Annotated in this window: 20 protein-coding genes; 10 read left to right on the forward strand and 10 right to left on the reverse strand. The window is 62.7% G+C overall.

The genetic code is table 11. The features are described from left to right. Positions 1-5 precede the first annotated feature (5 nt). Entirely contained in the window at positions 6-1,526 is a 1,521-nt protein-coding gene (locus FKB36_RS01615; RefSeq protein WP_261596277.1) for a glutamate synthase-related protein, read from the reverse strand. Then, positions 1,523-2,584 carry a hypothetical protein gene (locus FKB36_RS01620; RefSeq protein WP_261596278.1) on the reverse strand — a complete coding sequence of 354 codons (1,062 nt, stop codon included), beginning with the start codon at positions 2,582-2,584 and terminating at the stop codon, positions 1,523-1,525. Before FKB36_RS01620 ends, FKB36_RS01615 begins: the two co-directional genes overlap by 4 nt. A gap of 99 nt (positions 2,585-2,683) precedes the next feature. Between FKB36_RS01620 and glnA the strand changes: the two genes are divergently transcribed. Further along, on the forward strand, positions 2,684-4,012 hold the full coding sequence (glnA, locus tag FKB36_RS01625; protein ID WP_261596279.1) for a type I glutamate--ammonia ligase: 1,329 nt from the start codon (positions 2,684-2,686) through the stop codon (positions 4,010-4,012). 42 nt (positions 4,013-4,054) lie between these two features. Here glnA and FKB36_RS13365 read toward each other — a convergent pair whose 3' ends face one another. From FKB36_RS13365 to FKB36_RS01645, 5 genes are all read right to left on the reverse strand, one after another. After that, positions 4,055-4,663: a DUF1016 N-terminal domain-containing protein gene (locus FKB36_RS13365; protein ID WP_390895688.1), complete on the reverse strand. Its 609-nt coding sequence runs from the start codon at positions 4,661-4,663 to the stop codon at positions 4,055-4,057. A 369-nt stretch (positions 4,664-5,032) separates the two neighbouring features. Beyond that, positions 5,033-5,350, reverse strand: coding sequence for a hypothetical protein (locus FKB36_RS01630; RefSeq protein WP_261596280.1), 318 nt, complete (start codon positions 5,348-5,350; stop codon positions 5,033-5,035). A 3-nt stretch (positions 5,351-5,353) separates the two neighbouring features. Beyond that, positions 5,354-6,256 (reverse strand): Mrp/NBP35 family ATP-binding protein, encoded by a 903-nt coding sequence (locus FKB36_RS01635; protein ID WP_261596281.1) that lies wholly within the window; start codon positions 6,254-6,256, stop codon positions 5,354-5,356. Between the two features lie 147 nt (positions 6,257-6,403). Continuing rightward, on the reverse strand, positions 6,404-6,841 hold the full coding sequence (gene tsaA / locus FKB36_RS01640; RefSeq protein WP_261596282.1) for a tRNA (N6-threonylcarbamoyladenosine(37)-N6)-methyltransferase TrmO: 438 nt from the start codon (positions 6,839-6,841) through the stop codon (positions 6,404-6,406). 1 nt (position 6,842) lies between these two features. Next, on the reverse strand, positions 6,843-7,244 hold the full coding sequence (locus FKB36_RS01645; RefSeq protein WP_261596283.1) for a ribonuclease HI family protein: 402 nt from the start codon (positions 7,242-7,244) through the stop codon (positions 6,843-6,845). Positions 7,245-7,439: 195 nt separating this feature from the next. Here FKB36_RS01645 and FKB36_RS01650 point away from each other — a divergent pair, with 195 nt between their 5' ends. The 6 genes from FKB36_RS01650 (at position 7,440) to FKB36_RS01675 (ending at position 10,697) form a co-directional block, all read left to right on the forward strand. Then, positions 7,440-8,108, forward strand: coding sequence for a phosphoribosyltransferase (locus FKB36_RS01650; protein WP_261596284.1), 669 nt, complete (start codon positions 7,440-7,442; stop codon positions 8,106-8,108). A 33-nt stretch (positions 8,109-8,141) separates the two neighbouring features. After that, positions 8,142-8,630: a YbhB/YbcL family Raf kinase inhibitor-like protein gene (locus FKB36_RS01655; protein ID WP_261596650.1), complete on the forward strand. Its 489-nt coding sequence runs from the start codon at positions 8,142-8,144 to the stop codon at positions 8,628-8,630. A gap of 57 nt (positions 8,631-8,687) precedes the next feature. Continuing rightward, the gene (locus FKB36_RS01660) at positions 8,688-9,155 is read left to right on the forward strand and encodes a YbhB/YbcL family Raf kinase inhibitor-like protein (protein ID WP_261596285.1); all 468 of its coding nucleotides are present in this window, start codon (positions 8,688-8,690) and stop codon (positions 9,153-9,155) included. 236 nt (positions 9,156-9,391) lie between these two features. After that, positions 9,392-9,850 carry a YbhB/YbcL family Raf kinase inhibitor-like protein gene (locus tag FKB36_RS01665; RefSeq protein ID WP_261596286.1) on the forward strand — a complete coding sequence of 153 codons (459 nt, stop codon included), beginning with the start codon at positions 9,392-9,394 and terminating at the stop codon, positions 9,848-9,850. A 17-nt stretch (positions 9,851-9,867) separates the two neighbouring features. Beyond that, on the forward strand, positions 9,868-10,182 hold the full coding sequence (locus FKB36_RS01670; RefSeq protein WP_261596287.1) for a YbhB/YbcL family Raf kinase inhibitor-like protein: 315 nt from the start codon (positions 9,868-9,870) through the stop codon (positions 10,180-10,182). 56 nt (positions 10,183-10,238) lie between these two features. Then, positions 10,239-10,697, forward strand: a complete 459-nt coding sequence (locus FKB36_RS01675; RefSeq protein WP_261596288.1) for a YbhB/YbcL family Raf kinase inhibitor-like protein — start codon at positions 10,239-10,241, stop codon at positions 10,695-10,697. A 38-nt stretch (positions 10,698-10,735) separates the two neighbouring features. Here FKB36_RS01675 and FKB36_RS01680 read toward each other — a convergent pair whose 3' ends face one another. Beyond that, positions 10,736-11,188, reverse strand: coding sequence for a CBS domain-containing protein (locus FKB36_RS01680; RefSeq protein WP_261596289.1), 453 nt, complete (start codon positions 11,186-11,188; stop codon positions 10,736-10,738). Positions 11,189-11,558: 370 nt separating this feature from the next. On the opposite strand from FKB36_RS01680, the gene FKB36_RS01685 reads away from it, so the two are divergent. Both FKB36_RS01685 and FKB36_RS01690 read left to right on the forward strand, forming a co-directional pair. Beyond that, positions 11,559-12,134: a flavin reductase family protein gene (locus tag FKB36_RS01685; protein WP_261596290.1), complete on the forward strand. Its 576-nt coding sequence runs from the start codon at positions 11,559-11,561 to the stop codon at positions 12,132-12,134. 299 nt (positions 12,135-12,433) lie between these two features. Continuing rightward, a complete protein-coding gene (locus FKB36_RS01690) occupies positions 12,434-13,870 on the forward strand; it encodes an ATP-binding response regulator (RefSeq protein ID WP_261596291.1) in 1,437 nt (478 codons plus the stop codon). Between the two features lie 4 nt (positions 13,871-13,874). Here FKB36_RS01690 and FKB36_RS01695 read toward each other — a convergent pair whose 3' ends face one another. Further along, positions 13,875-14,039, reverse strand: coding sequence for a hypothetical protein (locus FKB36_RS01695; RefSeq protein WP_261596292.1), 165 nt, complete (start codon positions 14,037-14,039; stop codon positions 13,875-13,877). Positions 14,040-14,259: 220 nt separating this feature from the next. On the opposite strand from FKB36_RS01695, the gene FKB36_RS01700 reads away from it, so the two are divergent. Beyond that, positions 14,260-14,994 carry a hypothetical protein gene (locus FKB36_RS01700; RefSeq protein ID WP_261596293.1) on the forward strand — a complete coding sequence of 245 codons (735 nt, stop codon included), beginning with the start codon at positions 14,260-14,262 and terminating at the stop codon, positions 14,992-14,994. 19 nt (positions 14,995-15,013) lie between these two features. On the opposite strand, the gene FKB36_RS01705 is transcribed toward FKB36_RS01700, so the two are convergent. Further along, positions 15,014-16,132: a TIGR04084 family radical SAM/SPASM domain-containing protein gene (locus FKB36_RS01705; RefSeq protein ID WP_261596294.1), complete on the reverse strand. Its 1,119-nt coding sequence runs from the start codon at positions 16,130-16,132 to the stop codon at positions 15,014-15,016. Positions 16,133-16,157: the final 25 nt, after the last annotated feature.

Consider the following 16,157-nt stretch of genomic DNA (forward strand, 5'->3'; position numbering starts at 1 on the left):
GCTGTTCACGCTCCTATCGGCTTGACGTCGAGGACCTCAAGAAGGCCCTCGTCCAGCATATAGCCCCGGAGCCGGTCGCGGTTGCCCCGCAGGCTCTCGATGCTGGTGATCCCGGCCGCACCCATCAGCTCGGTGATCTCGAGCGTCCAGGCGTGGAGCAGGTTCGCGACCTGCTTCGATGCCACGTCGGGGTTCAGGCGGTCGACGAGGTCCTGGCGCTGGGTTGCGATCCCCCAGGGGCAGAGACCCTGGTAGCAGTTCCCGCAGACACGGCAGCCCATCGCCGCGAGCACCGCAGTCCCGAGGTAGACCGCGTCTGCCCCGAGGGCGATCGCCTTCACGATGTCCGGGCTCTCCCGGATGCTGCCGCAGGCGATGAGGGAAACCTCGTTTCGGAGCCCTTGCTTGCGGAGTTCCTTATCCGCGCTCGCGATGGCGACCTCGATCGGGATGCCGACGTGGTCGCGGAAGACCCGCGGCGCGGCACCCGTGCCGCCCCGGAACCCATCGATCGCGATGGCGTCCACACCAGAACGGGCAACGGCCGCCACGTTCTCGGCGTTGTTGTTGACGGCCGCGATCTTCGCGAAGACCGGTTTCTTCCACTCCGTCGCTTCCTTCACGGCGTGGACGAGCTGGGGGAGGTCCTCGATGCCGTAGATGTCGTGGTGCGGCGCAGGGCTGATGGCGTCGCTCCCCTGCGGGATCATCCGTGTTTTGGAGACATCCTTGCTGACCTTCTCGCCCGTGAGGTGACCGCCGATGCCCGGCTTTGCACCCTGGCCGAGTTTGAGCTCGATCGCGGCGCCGCGGTTCAGGTAATCGACGTTCACACCGAACCGCCCGGAGGCGACCTGGACGATCATCCGGTCCTCGTAGGGGTAGAGGTTCGGGTGCAGTCCGCCTTCCCCGGTGCCCATGTAAGTCCCTATCTCCCGTGCCGCCCGGGCCATCGCGATGTGGGCGTTGAGGCTGATCGCACCGTAGCTCATGTGGCCGAGCAGGATCGGCGTCTCGATCATGAGGTTCGGGGTGAGTTCCGTGGTGAGCTCGACATCGGCGTTCTCCTTTCGCCGGAAGTCCAGTTTTCCCGGTTTCTTCCCGAGGTAGGTCCGGAGTTCGACGGGCTCGCGGAGCGGGTCGGTAGGGGGCGTGGTGACCTGAGAGGCGTCAAGCATCAGGCGGTCGAAGATGACCGGGAGATCCGCGACGCTGCCCATCCCGGCGAGGATGATCTTCCCCGTCCGGGCCTGGTTGTAGATCGCTTCCCTGACCTGCCGGCTCCATACCGGGTGGCTCCGGTAGTCGCAGGGCTGCTCCGTGAGCATGATGGCGTCACGGGGGCAGTAGGTGAGACACCGGTGGCAGGCGGTGCACTTCCGGGAGTTGATCAGGATCTTATCCCCCTCCTGCCGGAAGACGCCGTAGGAGCAGTTCTCGACGCAGCGTCCGCATTCCATGCACTGGTCGCGGTCGATCGTGACCCGGTAGCGCAGCGGCATGCTCCCGAGGTTGCAGGCGTTCATGGGGCAACCCTCCCGATGACCGGCTCACCGGCGGCCGGCCGCGTGATCGACTCAACGTCGGGCTCCATCGCCCGGATCGCCGACTCTTCGCTTGCTATGTAGAGGCGGTCCGCGCACTCGCCGACGACCATCGGCCGGAGTTTGCCCCGGTCGGTGAACCCGACCATCATGTCGGGGTTCGCGGCCACGACGGTGAACGGACCGTTCATCGCCGCAGAGCCGTAGGCGAACCGGAGGGCGCGGTTCAACTTCTGCTCGGCCTCAGGCATCTGGTCGATCTCCTCCCAGTAGGGTGGAGCGAGCGCCCGGACGGCGAGGTCGATATCGAGGCCGTGCCGCCGCACCATGAGGTCGATTGCGTAGGCGATGACCTCGCTGTCGGTGGATGTCGTGCAGTTGTAGCCGAAACTCTCGATGTAGCGCCGGTTGGTCCCGTAGGTGGTGGTCTTGCCGTTCTCGACGACGCTCCAGTCGTGCAGGTTGAACGGGTCGGGCCGCTCCCACAACTCAGGGGAACTCGTCGCGTAACGGTTGTGCGCGAGCCAGAGGTAGCCCTCGTAGTCTTGAATCCGGTAGTAGTCCGCCACCGCTTCCGGCCAGCTGCCGGCTCCTCCGGACTTGAAGACGCCGACGTTCTTCCCCGAAGAGACGACCTCGGCGCCGTTCGCGCCCGCGTTGATCTGCATCACAAGATTCGTGACGACGTCCTTCTCGGGCGTTGCACTTCCCGGAGCAAGAGAGGCGTCGGGCTTGAAAAAGTAACGCCAGGGGGTGCAGTTTGCCCGGAGGCCGGGCTGGTCGCATGTCGGGATCGCCTCGTCGTGCTCGATCGTCCCCCACTGCTCCAGCGTTGCGTCGACGATCCCTTTGCTCTCGCAAGGGTTGTCGAGGAAGACGTGGAGCGCGTAGCAGTCCCGGTAGTCGGGGTAGATGCCGTAAGCGACATACCCCGCCCCCTCGCCGCTGCCGCGCTCGTTCATCGTGGAGAGGGCCTCCCGGATGCCGGATCCGTCCATCATCTGGCGCCTCTTATCCATTACACCAAAAATGCCGCACATTGTAACCTCGGTGAGTAGCTTCAGTTGCCGTTTCTGGAACTCTGTCGGAATATTTGTGTCAATAGGTATTTATTTCATCGGATAGAAGGTGACTTCCACATGTCCCGCGACGCCACTTCTGTGATGCTCGATCTCATCGAACAGGATAATGTCCGATTCCTTCGCCTTCAATTTACCGACCTCCTTGGTATGCCCAAGAACGTCGCGGTCCCGGTGAAGCAGGCAGAGAAGGCCCTGACCAGCGGCATCGGGTTCGACGGGTCGTCGATCGAGGGGTTCGTCCGTATCGAGGAGTCCGATATGGTGCTCAAGCCGGACCTCTCGACCTACAGCCTCCTGCCCTGGCGGTCGGGTGAGTATGCGGAGGCGCGTTTCGTCTGCGATGTCTGCATGGCGAACGGCAGACCGTTCGAGGGCGACCCGCGCTACGTCCTCCGGCGGGCGATGGAGGATGCAGCGCGGGACGGCTATGTCTTCAATACCGGGCCGGAACTGGAGTTCTTCCTCTTCAAGATGCTCGACGGCAAACCGACCACGCAGTTCCAGGACGTCGGCGGCTACTTCGACCTCGCGCCGACCGATCTTGCAGAAGACGTCCGGCGCGAGATCATCCTCGCGCTCACCGATATGGGGTTCGAGATCGAGGCCTCCCACCACGAGGTTGCCGAGAGCCAGCACGAGATCGACTTCAAGTACAGCGACGCGCTCCACACGGCCGACAACGTCATCACGTTCAAGTTCGCCGCGAAGACGATCGCGCTGATGCGCGGCCTGCACGCGTCGTTCATGGCGAAACCGATCTACGGCATCTGCGGGAGCGGGATGCACGTCAACTGTTCGCTGGCGAAGGACGGGGAGAACGCCTTCTTCGACCCGGATGCCCCGCGGCAGCTCTCGGAGACCTGCATGCACTTCATCGGCGGACTGCTCAGACACGCAAAGGCCATCACCCGGGTCGCGAACCCGACGATCAACTCCTATAAACGGCTCGTCCCGGGCTATGAGGCGCCCTGTTACGTCAGCTGGAGCGCCGGGAACCGTTCGGCCCTGGTGCGGGTTCCGTCGCCCCGCGGCAACAGCACCCGGGTCGAGTTCCGCAGCCCTGATCCCACCTGCAACCCCTACCTCGCCTTCGCCGCGATGCTCACCGCCGGGATGGAGGGCGTCCGGGAGGAGATCGAGCCGCCGTCCGGTGTCAGCAACAACATCTACCATATGACGGTCGCCGAGCGGGAGTGCGCCGGGATCGAGACGCTGCCGGGGGATCTCTACGCCGCTCACCAGTCCCTGCTCGCCGACGACCTCATCTGCAGGGCGCTCGGCCCCCATGTCGTCGAGGCGCTCACGAGCGTCGCCGAGGCCGAGTGGGAGTCGTTCCGGACGGCGGTTCACCCCTGGGAACTTGAGCGGTATCTGGCGACGTATTGAATCTTTTTTTAGGGTCGTTGGGACGGTGGGTTGTGATTTTTATCACGCCGTGGAGATCGTGCAATGGTACGTTGCACAAACCCTCGGATGAGCCCGGCCAGTTTCTCGCACATGTTGTGCGAGTCTTTCAGAACCAAGTACTTCGCTGATTTTGGCCGCCCGGCAACGATGTGCTCGTGCGACTCTGCAACGAGGAGTTGGGGCAGCACCTGGACACCGGACTTTGCGTGAATGAATGAATGCTGGTGTCGACAGCGTCTCTCGCGCGAAGAGCGCGAGGCCGCGAAATGAAGTCAGTGGTTTGCCCTCTTGATGGTTCCTCAGAATTTTTAGCGACGTACTGACCCTCAACATCCAGCCGAGCATACAGGTCATGCGGAAGCAGAATTCGCGTTCCAGCAGTTCCTCGCACCGTAACATGATGACGGGGTTGTGGCTCCATCTGATTTCTCCAACCTGTGGTTGGAGTTTTTTGCTGTCGTGGTATTCCCGGTAAATCTGCCACCTATACCGGAGATTCTGGACCGAAAAACCCTTTGATACCCAGTATTTCGCTAAAATGGCTGAGGTAGTTTTCAAGAGGTCAGCCCATCGACTTCCCTTCGCGTTCTGCGCGCCTTCGCGTGAATGAATTAGTGTTGGTGTCGACAGAGCCTCACGCGAAGATCGCGAAGCCGCGAAGTCCGGTCTCCGAGTGCTGCCAACTTCTCGTTACCGATTGTACGAGGCCGCATTGCTCAGTGTCGGGTGCCGAAATTAGTGAATTACTGATGCCGGAAAACTCCTGCTGATGGGCATCTGGCAACCGCTTGACTGTCGACCTGCCCCACCCTTCATTCTCCTGTCTCTGGGCAATCATCCGGCTGATATCCCGGTAGCCGATCGAACCGATACCACACCTGGAACAGCGTGGCATGTGCCTGGAAAACGACGCAATTGGTGAACGCGTTCAGAATAAATGGGTTTAATGGAAATGATGCGTTACTTCGAGGGCTATTCGGAGTTCCGAACCGTCCCGCCCTAGCAACACTGCTTGCCGCCGGCCTCTTCACCCTCGAGGAGGAGCCTCCCGAAGAGCACCCGCTCGATCGTCGCGGCCACGTACTTCATCCGCTGGGCTGCCTCCATATCCTCGTAGCGGTGGATGTCGGCGTAGACCTGCAGGCGGACGAGGCCGAACCGCAGGCGGTCGAGATCGTCGTCCCCGAGCTCCGAGGCCTCGCGGTAGATGGGCTCGAGCAGGAAGGGGAACTCCTCAAAGTTATCGAGTGCTTCGAGGACCCTTGAAAATACCGGGAGGGGTTCCTCCCGGCCTGCAAGAATCTTCGAGTAATCCATTCTTTACTCCTCGATCTGGTCCACCATAGCCTGCATAATGGCGTCGAAACTCTTCCAGGTCGGGTTCTCCTCGGCCCCGGCACGGCGGATGATGAACGGCCTTCCTTCGTCGGCAGCTTTGCGCATCTCCGGGTCGAGCGGGATGGCCCCGAGGAAAGGCACTCCAATCTTCTCCGCCTCTTTCTTGCCGCCGCCCTTGCCGAAGATATCGACCTCCTCCTTGCAGTGGGGGCAGACAAAGCCGCTCATGTTCTCCACAATACCGAGCACCCGGAGATCGAGTTTCTTGATGAACTCGGCTGCCTTGCTCGAGTCGAGGACCGCAACGTCCTGTGGTGTGGTGACGATGATCGCGCCGGCGATGTTCGGGGCAAGCTGGGCGACGGTGAGTGCTTCGTCGCCGGTGCCGGGCGGGAGGTCGACGATCATGTAGTCGAGGTCCCCCCAGCTGACGTCCTCGAGGAACTGCCGGATGACCGTCATCTTCATCGGGCCGCGCCAGATCACGGGGGTGTTGCGTTCCGGGAGGAGGAATGCCATCGATATGACCGCGAGGTTTCCGGTGACCCTGACCGGCTCGATGATCTTCCCGTCGTAGGACTGGAGCCGGGCATCCTCGATCCCGAGCATCTTCGGGATGTCCGGGCCGTGGATATCGAGGTCGATGAGAGCCGTCTTATAGCCGCGGTTGGCAAGGGCATAGGCGAGGTTTGCCGAAACCGTGCTCTTCCCGACGCCGCCCTTCCCGGAGAGGACGAGGACGACGTGCTTGACGTTGACGTCGGCCTTCGGCGGGAGGCCCTTCGGGGCGTCCGCGTTTCTTGGATCGCTGCATCCGGTCGCGGACGGACAGCTGGAGCAGTTCCCGGCACAGGTTTCCTGATTGGGTTCGTTTGTCTGAGTCATAGGGAGTATCCTCTGCGATATAGTATCCTTCCAAGGATCTAGAACTACTATATACTAACGGTAAAAAGCCACAAAAAGGTATAGGTGGTGACAAATAATTCGGTTCCGCCCCCGGTCACCGTTTTTGGCACGGCGCTTCGTGTCCGCCTACCTCTTGATGTGCCACCCGCCCGTCGCCTCAGGGATGCAGTCGATCTCCGGGGAGTACGGCTTGATGTCCAGCACCGGCGTCCCGTCCAGAGCGTCAAGCCCTCTGACTATCAGGACGTTCTCCTCCCGGCGGACGAGGTCGACGATCCCGAAACCGATCGGGTTCGGGCGGGCGGGCGAGCGGGTGGAAAAGACTCCCCTCTCCCGGGTCTCACCCGGTGGTTTCGCGAAGAGCAGTCCGCGCTCCGCCCGGTCGAGCCAGTAGAGAACGATGAGGTGGCTGCTCCGCTCCGTGCCCTCGAGCCCCGGGACGTAGGCGTCGAGGACGTGGATCTCCGCGACGGTATCCGCGAGACGGCCCTGCCGGGGAGCGTCGCCGCGCATCCGGTAGGGCGACCGGACGACGCCGATGGGAATGCACTCGATCGCAGCCATGCTATCGCTTCCTCGCATCGAGCGTCTCGTTGCAGAGACAGTCCGCGACCTGGATGCAGGGGTGCTCCCGCGGGACGCTCTCGAACCTGACTTCATCGAAATGGCGCATCCGCCCCCGCACCTCCTCAGCGAGGTCTGCAAGGTGTTCTTTCGTGATGCGGTACCGGCCGGTGAGCTGGCGCACGACCAGTTCCGAGTCCGAACGAACCTCCAATCTCCCGCTGGTGAACTCCCGTGCGCCCTCAAGAGCATTGATGACGGCGTGGTACTCGGCCACGTTGTTGGTCGCGGTTCCGATGTAGCCGGAACGGCCGGCCACGACGGCGCCGTCCCGCACGATCACGTACGCCCAGGCGGCGTCTCCGGGATTGCCCCGTGAAGCGCCGTCGGTATACAGGGTCACCGCATCCACTCCCGTCAGCGGTCTTCCCTCCGGTCAGTCTCTCTCCCGATCATCTCTGGGTTGATCATCGATCTTTTGGGAGTTATTGGTATCGCTCCCCGGAGCAGGCGGCCCGCCCACCACAACATGTTAATATCCCGGCACGATAAGGGCGGGCACATGCTGGATGCGGGCCGGATCATTGAGGAGAGATCGATGCGGGACAGGCTGAGCGTTTTTGAGGACCGAACCGACGGCGGGCGACACCTCGCGGCGACCCTCTCGGCGCTGGAGCTGGCCGCCGAACCGGTGATATGCGCAATCCCCGCCGGGGGGATCCCTCCGGGGCTTGAGGTGGCGCGGGCGCTCGCGGCCCCGCTCCGGATGGCGGTGGTGCGAAAGGTGCAGGTTCCCTGGAACCCGGAGGCCGGGTTCGGTGCCGTGACCTGGGACGGGCAGGTCTTCCTGAACCACCCTCTCGTGAATGCTCTCGCCCTCTCGGAGGCCGAAGTCAACGCCGCCATAAATAAGGCCCGAAAGAACGTGGAAGAGCGGATAGCAAAGTTCGCCGGCGGCCGGGAGGATCCGGGGATCGAGGGCCGGACGGCGATCCTGATCGACGACGGCCTCGCAACCGGGTATACGATGCTCGCCGCGGTCGAGGCTGCCCGGGCCGAGTCGCCCCGCCAGATTGTCGTGGCGGCTCCCACTGGTTCGCTTCAGGCCGTCAACTTCATAGCCCGGAAGGCGGATCTCGTCGTCTGCCTGAATATCCGGACCAGCCCCACCTATGCGGTGGCGGAGGCCTACGGGCGGTGGCACGACCTCACCGACAGCGAGGTGCAGGAACTGTTGGTCCAGGCCCGGGACATGGGGCTCTTCTGATGCTGCGACCACCTCCACGAGGTGCGGAAGGTGATGAGTATGCAGAACCTGACGATAAGAATCGATTTCGACCGGTTCCCCCGGGAGCACACCTGCGACGGGGAGGATCTCTCTCCATGGATAGAGATCATCGGATCGGACGCGCCCTACCTTGCGGTCATCATGGATGACCCCGACGCTCCGCGGGGCACGTTCACCCACTGGTTTGCCTGGAATATACCGTCGACCGGCGAGATTTCGCGGGGCATCCCCCCGGAACCCCGGACCTCGCACCCAATCCCTGCCGTCCAGGGGATGAACGACTTCCGGCGGATCGGCTACAGCGGCCCCTGTCCCCCGGAGGGGACAGTCCACCGGTTCTTCATCCGGGTCTGGGACGTGGGGCGGAAACTCGACCTTCCGCCGGGTGCGGCCCGGCGCGAACTCGAGGAGGCGCTCTCTTCTGCTGCAACCGGCTACGGCGAGACGACGGCGGTCTACGGCCGCGAGGCGGTTCTCAAAGCCCCGCCGGGTTCCCGGTAACGGATCAGGGTGCTTCTCCCGCAACCTATTTATCGGCCTCGCGATGAGAACTCCTGTATGGGCTCCGAAGTTGCTAAGTTGATCGTCTCGCTCCGTTCGGCGGACCTCCCTATCTGGAATACCTGCGACGGCGCCGACCTCTCTCCTGAGTTGAGGGTCCAGGGGTATACCCGGGAGACGCGATCGCTGGCGGTCTTTGCACTGAACCCCTTTGAACCCGGATGTTCCTTCACCACCTGGCTCCTCTGGAACCTCCCGCCGACATCCGTGATCCCGGGAGGTATCCCGCCGGAGGGCGTCGTGACGGCCCCGGTGCCGGCTGTCCAGGGGACGAACGACTACGGGACCCTCGGCTGGCGCGGCCCCTGTCCGCCCGCGGGAGAGACACACCAGTGCCTCTTCAAGGTCTATGGGCTCGACACCATGCTCGATCTCCCGGCCGGCGCGGGCAAGCACGCCCTCATCGAGGCTATGCGGGGCCACGTTCTCCAGTTCGGCGATACCGTCGCCATGTACTCCCGGTGACGGCCATCGGGGTTTGAAGGGTGTAAACACCTGGTTCAGGCAGATCTCACGCGAAAGACGCGAAGAACGCGAGGTCTGCCACGAACGTTGTCCGGATCATCACGTCTTCACACGCGGACGATATAGGCAGTGACAGACCCGGTCGACAAACAGGGAATCCGTAGCCGTCACAGTCTCCACGCACATACCTATTTATATCTTGGTCCTTGAAGGAAGGTATCGAGAGAGTCTGCCGTATGATGCCAAAACTGGCTGTTAAACTTGATTTTGACGAGTTCCCGCCGGAGTACACCTGCCGGGGAGCGAACCGGTCGCCCCCGATCCGGGTCGAGGGGATCCTCTCGAACATCGAGTCGCTCGCGATCCTTGCAACGACGAGCCCCGAGGGCGGAGAGTCGAAGGTGGCGTGGGTTCTCTGGAACCTCCCTGCCGTCGAGCAGATCCCTGCGGGGTTCCCGGAAGGAGGGGTGGTGGAGTCGCCCCTTTATGCCCGGCAGGGCAGAAATGATTTTGGTACCCTTGGTTACCGGGGACCCTGCCCGGAGGCCGGAACGACTGAAACGTACCTTTTCCGGGTCTATGCGCTTGATCTCGATCTCCCGCTTGCGTCCGGCGCGACCTGGGAAGATATGGTCCGGAAGATGGAAGGATCGATGAACCAGGTCGGGGAAGTCGTTGTCTTCGCCACCGGATAAAGGGCGGCCGGTGCGGGGTGAGAGAGCCCCCTGCCGGAGAAGAAAAGATACCGGAGCCCTCCCCTCCCTGGGATAGGTATCGGTGTGCATCCCGCCGCAAGGGCGTCGTCACGGCCCCGGTGCGTGCCGTCCAGGGGACGAACGACTACGGGAGCATCGGGTGGCGCGGTCCCTGTCCTCCCCCGGGCGAGATGCATCGCTGCCTCTTCAAGGTCTACGGGCTCGATGCTATGCTCGATCTCGCGCCCGGCGCGGGCAAGCACGACCTCATCGATGCTATGCGGGGCCACGTCCTCGGGTTCGGCGAGACAGCCGCCATGTACTCCCGGTGACTGAACGCACCATTTAATACCATGGTCCTGGAAAATGAGTGTCATAGGAGTTTGATATGGCACAAAAACTGGTAGTGAGTCTGGACTTTGAAGAGTTCCCGCCGGAGTACACCTGCCGGGGAGCGAACCGGTCGCCCGCAATCCGGGTCGAAGGGCTCCTCCCGAACATCAAGTCGCTCGCGATCCTTGCGACGACGAGCCCCGAGGAAGGGCCGTCAAAGGTGGCGTGGCTCCTCTGGAACCTCCCCGCGGTCTCGCTGATCCCCGAAGGGTTCCCGGAGGGAGAGACGGTGGAGTCGCCGCTCCATGCCGTGCAGGGCACAAACGATTTCGATACCCTCGGTTACCGCGGGCCCTGCCCGGAGGCCGGGGCGGGCGAGGCCTACCTCTTCCGTGTCTATGCACTCGATCTCGATCTTGCACTCGCGCCCGGGGCGACCTGGGAGGAGATGGTCCGGGCGATGAACGGGAGGATAAACCAGACCGGGGAGGTTGTGGTCTTCGCTATGGAGTAGGGGCCTGACCTGTGGCAAAAAAGAGGGTGCCGGTCCCCCTACATGGGCGGGGGAGCGGCTGCTTTCTGCATTGGGGGGCTCTGCTTCTCGATGTTCTTTGCGATGGCGGCCATCTCTTCGCCCAGCATCCGAATGATATCGTCCATCGTGACGATCCCGATCAGTCTCCCGCCGTCGTCGACGATCGGCATCCGCCTGATGCCTTCCGCGGTCATCTTCTGGATGGCCTCGTAGACCCCCATGCTGTCCTGGAACGTGACGACATCCCGGGTCAGGATATCCCCGGCCCGGACCTCGCCCGGGTTCTTCTCCTGAGCCATGACCCTGACCGCGAGGTCGCGGTCGGTGATTATGCCGGCAGGCCGGTTCTCTCCCGTGACGACGACGACGCTCCCGACGTTCTTCTCTCCCATGACCTTTGCCACATCCAGCGCCGGCGTGTCCGGCGAGACAGCGACGACCTGCTCACGGCAGCACTTCACAATACCCATATCCATTTCCTCCGTTGACGGCGACTGACTCATGCGGGTATCCTATATGAACGTACCGCCCACCCTTCTCCATATAACGTTCAGCGGCAGGTCCCGGCACCGTAAATAACGGACTTGCTGCCGGTTACTCTGACTGTAGCGTCCGTCGCGTGAGCGTTCGGCCACAGTACTCCGCGAATTTCAGCCTCTGCGATCGACCCATGCAGCCTCGCATAGCGACCTACACCGGGATCGGCAGCCCCCGGACGAGGTCGATGGGTTGACCTCGTGAAGGTTACCTCACCCGTTTTAGCGAAGTACTGGGCCACTTCCCCTGCCCGCCCCCGGGCTCGAAAAAGTTTATCCCGGCCCGGGGACGAACCATATCCCCATGGCAAAGCAATCAGTCGGTCCACGGACTCTTCTCTATCCCCATCCCGTCCTGATCGTCGGAACCTACGGCACCGACGGCCGGCCGGATGCGATGGTCGCCGCATGGGGCGGGATCTGCTCGTCCCGTCCGCCGTCAGTGGCGGTTTCGGTGCAGAAGGTCCGGCAGACCTACGCAAACCTGGTCGAGCAGCGCGAGTTCACGATCAGCATACCCTCGACGGACTACGTAAAGGAAGCGGATTACTTCGGGATCGCCTCCGGGCGGGATACGGACAAGTTCGCCGCGGCGGGGCTTACGCCGGTGAAGAGCGACCTGGTGAACGCCCCCTACGTCGGTGAATTCCCGGTCGTCCTTGAGTGCAGGCTCCTCCAGACGGTCGAGATCGGCATGCACACCCAGTTCATCGGGGAGATCCTGGACGTGAAGGTGGACGAGAGCGCCCTCGGGGCGGACGGCAAACCCGATATCGAGAAGATCCGGCCGTTCGCCTACGACTCGATGCGGCAGGAGTACTATGGGTTCGGGAAGGTGCTCGCGAAGGCCTTCTCGGCAGGGAAGGAACTCAAGAAATAACTCCTTTTTTGCCTCAAGCGATATCTCCGGCTCATCCGGATGCTACAGGGAGCAGCCGTTCTTTTCCGGGCTTCCCGGGAGCAGGCTGGAACGGCAGCGACACCGGAGCGGCTGCCGCCTGCGCAGGGAATGGCTTCGTATAATGCAGGGTGTGCAGATAGATTCCTAAAGCATCGTTTATCGGCAAAAATGCAATATTCGCATCTAACTTCTGAAAAATGCATTTTAACGCCGTTGTGTTATTCCGATAAGTTATTATGTAGTCGCTCGGGTATTATTGGGAACTGGAAGCCTTGCAGATGGTTCGGTATTCCGTACTCTACGTCGATGATGAACCAGCCCTTCTCGAAATCGGTAAGTTATTTCTCGAGCGCTCGGGTGCCCTCGCCATAGAGACTGTCTCCTCCGCCCGGGAAGCCCTGAACCTGCTCGGAGAACAGCGCTGCGATGCCGTCGTCGCCGACTACCAGATGCCGGAGATGGACGGCATTGAACTCCTGAAGGAGGTGCGGCAGCACTTCGAGAATATCCCGTTCATCCTCTTCACCGGGCGCGGCCGTGAGGAGGTCGTCGTGGAGGCGCTCAATTGCGGTGCGGACGGCTATATCCAGAAAGGAGGCGACCCCCACTCGCAGTTTGCCGAGCTTGAGCACCGGGTCGTGCGGGCGGTTGAGCGCCGGCGCGCCATTCTGGCGCTGCGTGACTCCGAAAAGCGCTACCGCGCTCTCTTCGAGGGGGCGAACGATCCCATATTCATCTTCGAGGAGGATCGGTTCGTTGACTGCAACGAAAAGGCCCTCGAAACCTTTCGGTGCACCCGGGAGTTTCTCATCAGGAAGACCCCCTGGGATCTCTCAAGCCCCGTTCAGCCGGACGGTGTTCCGGCGCTTGCGAGCGCTGTCGAGAAGATGCAGGCGGCGTATTCCGGGCAGCCGCAGTTCTTCGAGTGGCGGATCACCGCACCGAGCGGGAAGCGTTACGATACGGAGATGAGTGTGAGCCGGCTGGACGTGAAAGGCCCGCGCCAGCTTCAGGCCATCGTCCGGGACGTCACCGCGCGAAAGCAGACGGAAGCCGCGTTGATAGCCGCGAACCGGAAGATGCACCTGCTCTCCGGCATCACCCGGCACGACATCCTCAACCAGCTGACCGTCCTTCAGGGCAACCTGGAGTTCATGAGAGAGCGGATAACCGATCCGGTTCTCCTTGGTTACATGGACAGGCAGCAGCAGGCCCTTGGATTCATCAGCCGCCAGATTGCGTTCACCCAGGACTACCAGGACCTCGGGGTTCGGGCCCCGGATTACCGGGGACTTCGGGAATGCGTGGCGCATGCGGCGGCGGACCTCGACGCCCGGGATCTCACGCTCGTGAGCGAAGCCGGAGAATTTGAGATTTACGCCGACCCGATGCTGGAGAAGGTATTCTATAATCTCTTCGAGAATTCGGTCAGGTATGCCGGGCCGGCTCCGGAGGTCAGGGTCGGGTGCCGACGCCGGGGGGAGAGCCTTCTCATCGTCGTCGAGGACAACGGTCCCGGGATACCGGCGCACGAGAAAGAGAGGATATTCATACGTGGTTTCGGCAGGAACACCGGCCTCGGCCTATTCCTGGTGCGGGAAATCCTCTTGACCACCGGGATCGGCATTCGGGAGACCGGAGACCCCGGACGGGGTGCGCGGTTCGAGATACTGGTCCCGCAAGGCGGCTGGCGGGTCCGGGATGCCGGCGCCTGAACCGTCACCGCCGCCGGTCCCGCTTCGCCTCGACCCACCGCTTTCTCTTCCCGCATCGCTCGCACCGCTGCTCCCACTCGATGACGTTCGAGGAGTACTGGTCGTATCCCCGCTTCCTGCCCCAGCGGTGGAGCCCGATTCTGCAGAGTATCTCTCCGATGGCCGTCATGGGTCCCTGCAAATAATCTTCCTCCGGACGGATGAATGTTGGCTTTTTCCTGCGGGGAATCGCGCCAATGCCCTGTTTCCTCTCGGGCCGCCCGGGAAAGGCTTTTTATCGGATACTGGTGTATCTTCTACCATCGAGAACCGTAACGGATGATCCTATGGCGTTTATTTATTATGGGCAGGGAGTTTCGTCTCTTTACCGCGATTTCGTGGAACGGCTGATGTCGCAGCTCGCGCTCAGGGGCACGGAGATCACGCACCAGAACATCGGGGATGCATCTTCAAGGATGGATGTTCGGCATACCGGCGAAGAGGGGAGCATGGAGATCACGGTCGACCGCGAGAACGTCCGGGTGAGTTACACCGTCAACCGGGAGCGAAAAGAGGTCCGGAAGGGGATAGCGGGAGCCATCACCGGGGCAGGCATCGGGGGTCTCCTCGGCGGCATACTCCGGGGCGACCGGGACGTAGGCGACGTCGTCGGCGGAGCTATCGGGGGCGCGGCGGCCGGCGGGGCCTACGGGGCCTATGACGGCTACGAGTCCTCCCGCGAGGACAGGACGGCGTTTGCGGAAGTGCTCGCGGAGGCGGTCAGGGATGTCGAGGACGAACTTCAGTCGATCATCGAGGGGCAGGAAGAGGCACGCGAAGCTCTCCGCGAGCGTGGCCGGCAGAAGCGGGAGGAGGATCTCGCCCGGACGGAGGAACTCCGCGAGCTCCTGGAGGAACTCTACGGCGATCTCCTCGCCGTCCAGGAAGAGGTCGAGCTCGCGGCCGTCGAAGGGCAGGACGTCAAAAAACCCCGGACGCGGACCGACCGGGCCGAGGTCCTCTACGGGGAGGCGGAAGCGGCACTCGAAGAGGGCAACCACGTTGTCGTGAAGGCGAAGGTGAAAGCCGCCCGCGCCATGGTAGAGGGAGCGCAGGAACTCCTCGCGAGCCTCGGGGACGATTGAACCTCCCCGTCCCCCTTGCTCACGGTATGATCTCGCAGCTGTTGTACTTCCGGTGGGCAAAGTCCTCCATCTGTATCCCCCCCGCCTCGATGAGGCGGCGGATCTCCGGGAGCGCCGCGGAGAGCGCCGAATGGAGGTTCTCTACCGTCCCGCAGACGACCCGCCGCCCTTCCTCGGGCCAGGGGCGGGTGATGTTCGAGTAGAGGCACCGCCCGCCGCAGAAGTCGCGAATACCACACGCCGTGCAGGGGGCCCCGACGGCCGTCACCGGGAGGTGGAGGGGGTCGGCGGTCGTGATATGCCCGGCGTAGTAGTCTTTCATCCCGACCATGATCGGGCAGGGGGCGATATGCCCGTCGGTCATGATGCTGTAGTTCGCGTGGCCGCACCCGCACCGGAGCATGCTCGGCCGGGAGAGCAGCATATCCTCTACCGGGTCGATGAAGGGGTACCACCGGAGCACCCGGCCTTCCTCGCGCATCGTCTCGACCCAGAACGCGACGAGCGACCGGATACCGGGGTTGTAACTCTCCTTCACCCACGCGGCGTAGTCGCGCAAGGAGTAGTCGTTCCAGAAGTTCGCGTCCATCTGCCAGTGGATGGCCGGGAATGAGAACCGGTCGTTCTTGGTGAGATATCGGACGGCCTCTACGATATCGGTATCCTCCGTCACGGTCATCCGGGCGATCACCTCGCCGGAGAACCCGCCTGCCACGAGGCCTCGCAGGTTCCCGGTGATCCGGCCAAACGTCCCCTCCCCGCGGTGAGCGTCGGTGAGCTCCTCGGGCCCATCGATCGAGACCAGGATCGTGTCAAACCGGTTCGCTGTTCCGGGTTCGAGGCGGTCGAGGAGGGTGCCGTTCGTGTGGAGGATCAGCGCCGAGACCGGGGCGTCGCGGGCGATCTCGCGGACGCGGTCGACGGCGAGGAGAGGTTCTCCCCCGTAGAAGGTCAGCACGGCGTCGGGATCCTTTGCGAGGAACCGGTAGAGGTCGGCGAGATCGATATCGAGGTCGACCGCGAGGTCTTCGTCGATGACGATATCGGGCTGTTCCGGCGGTTCCACGGTGAACGCCTTCCCCCGGCAGTAGGTGCAGCAGAGGTTGCAGTTATCGGTCAGGATGAGATGGTAGTACACGGAAGGTCTTGTAATATTTGGGCCG

This window comes from Methanoculleus formosensis (assembly GCF_025384765.1).
Taxonomy (GTDB): Archaea; Halobacteriota; Methanomicrobia; order Methanomicrobiales; family Methanoculleaceae; genus Methanoculleus; species Methanoculleus formosensis.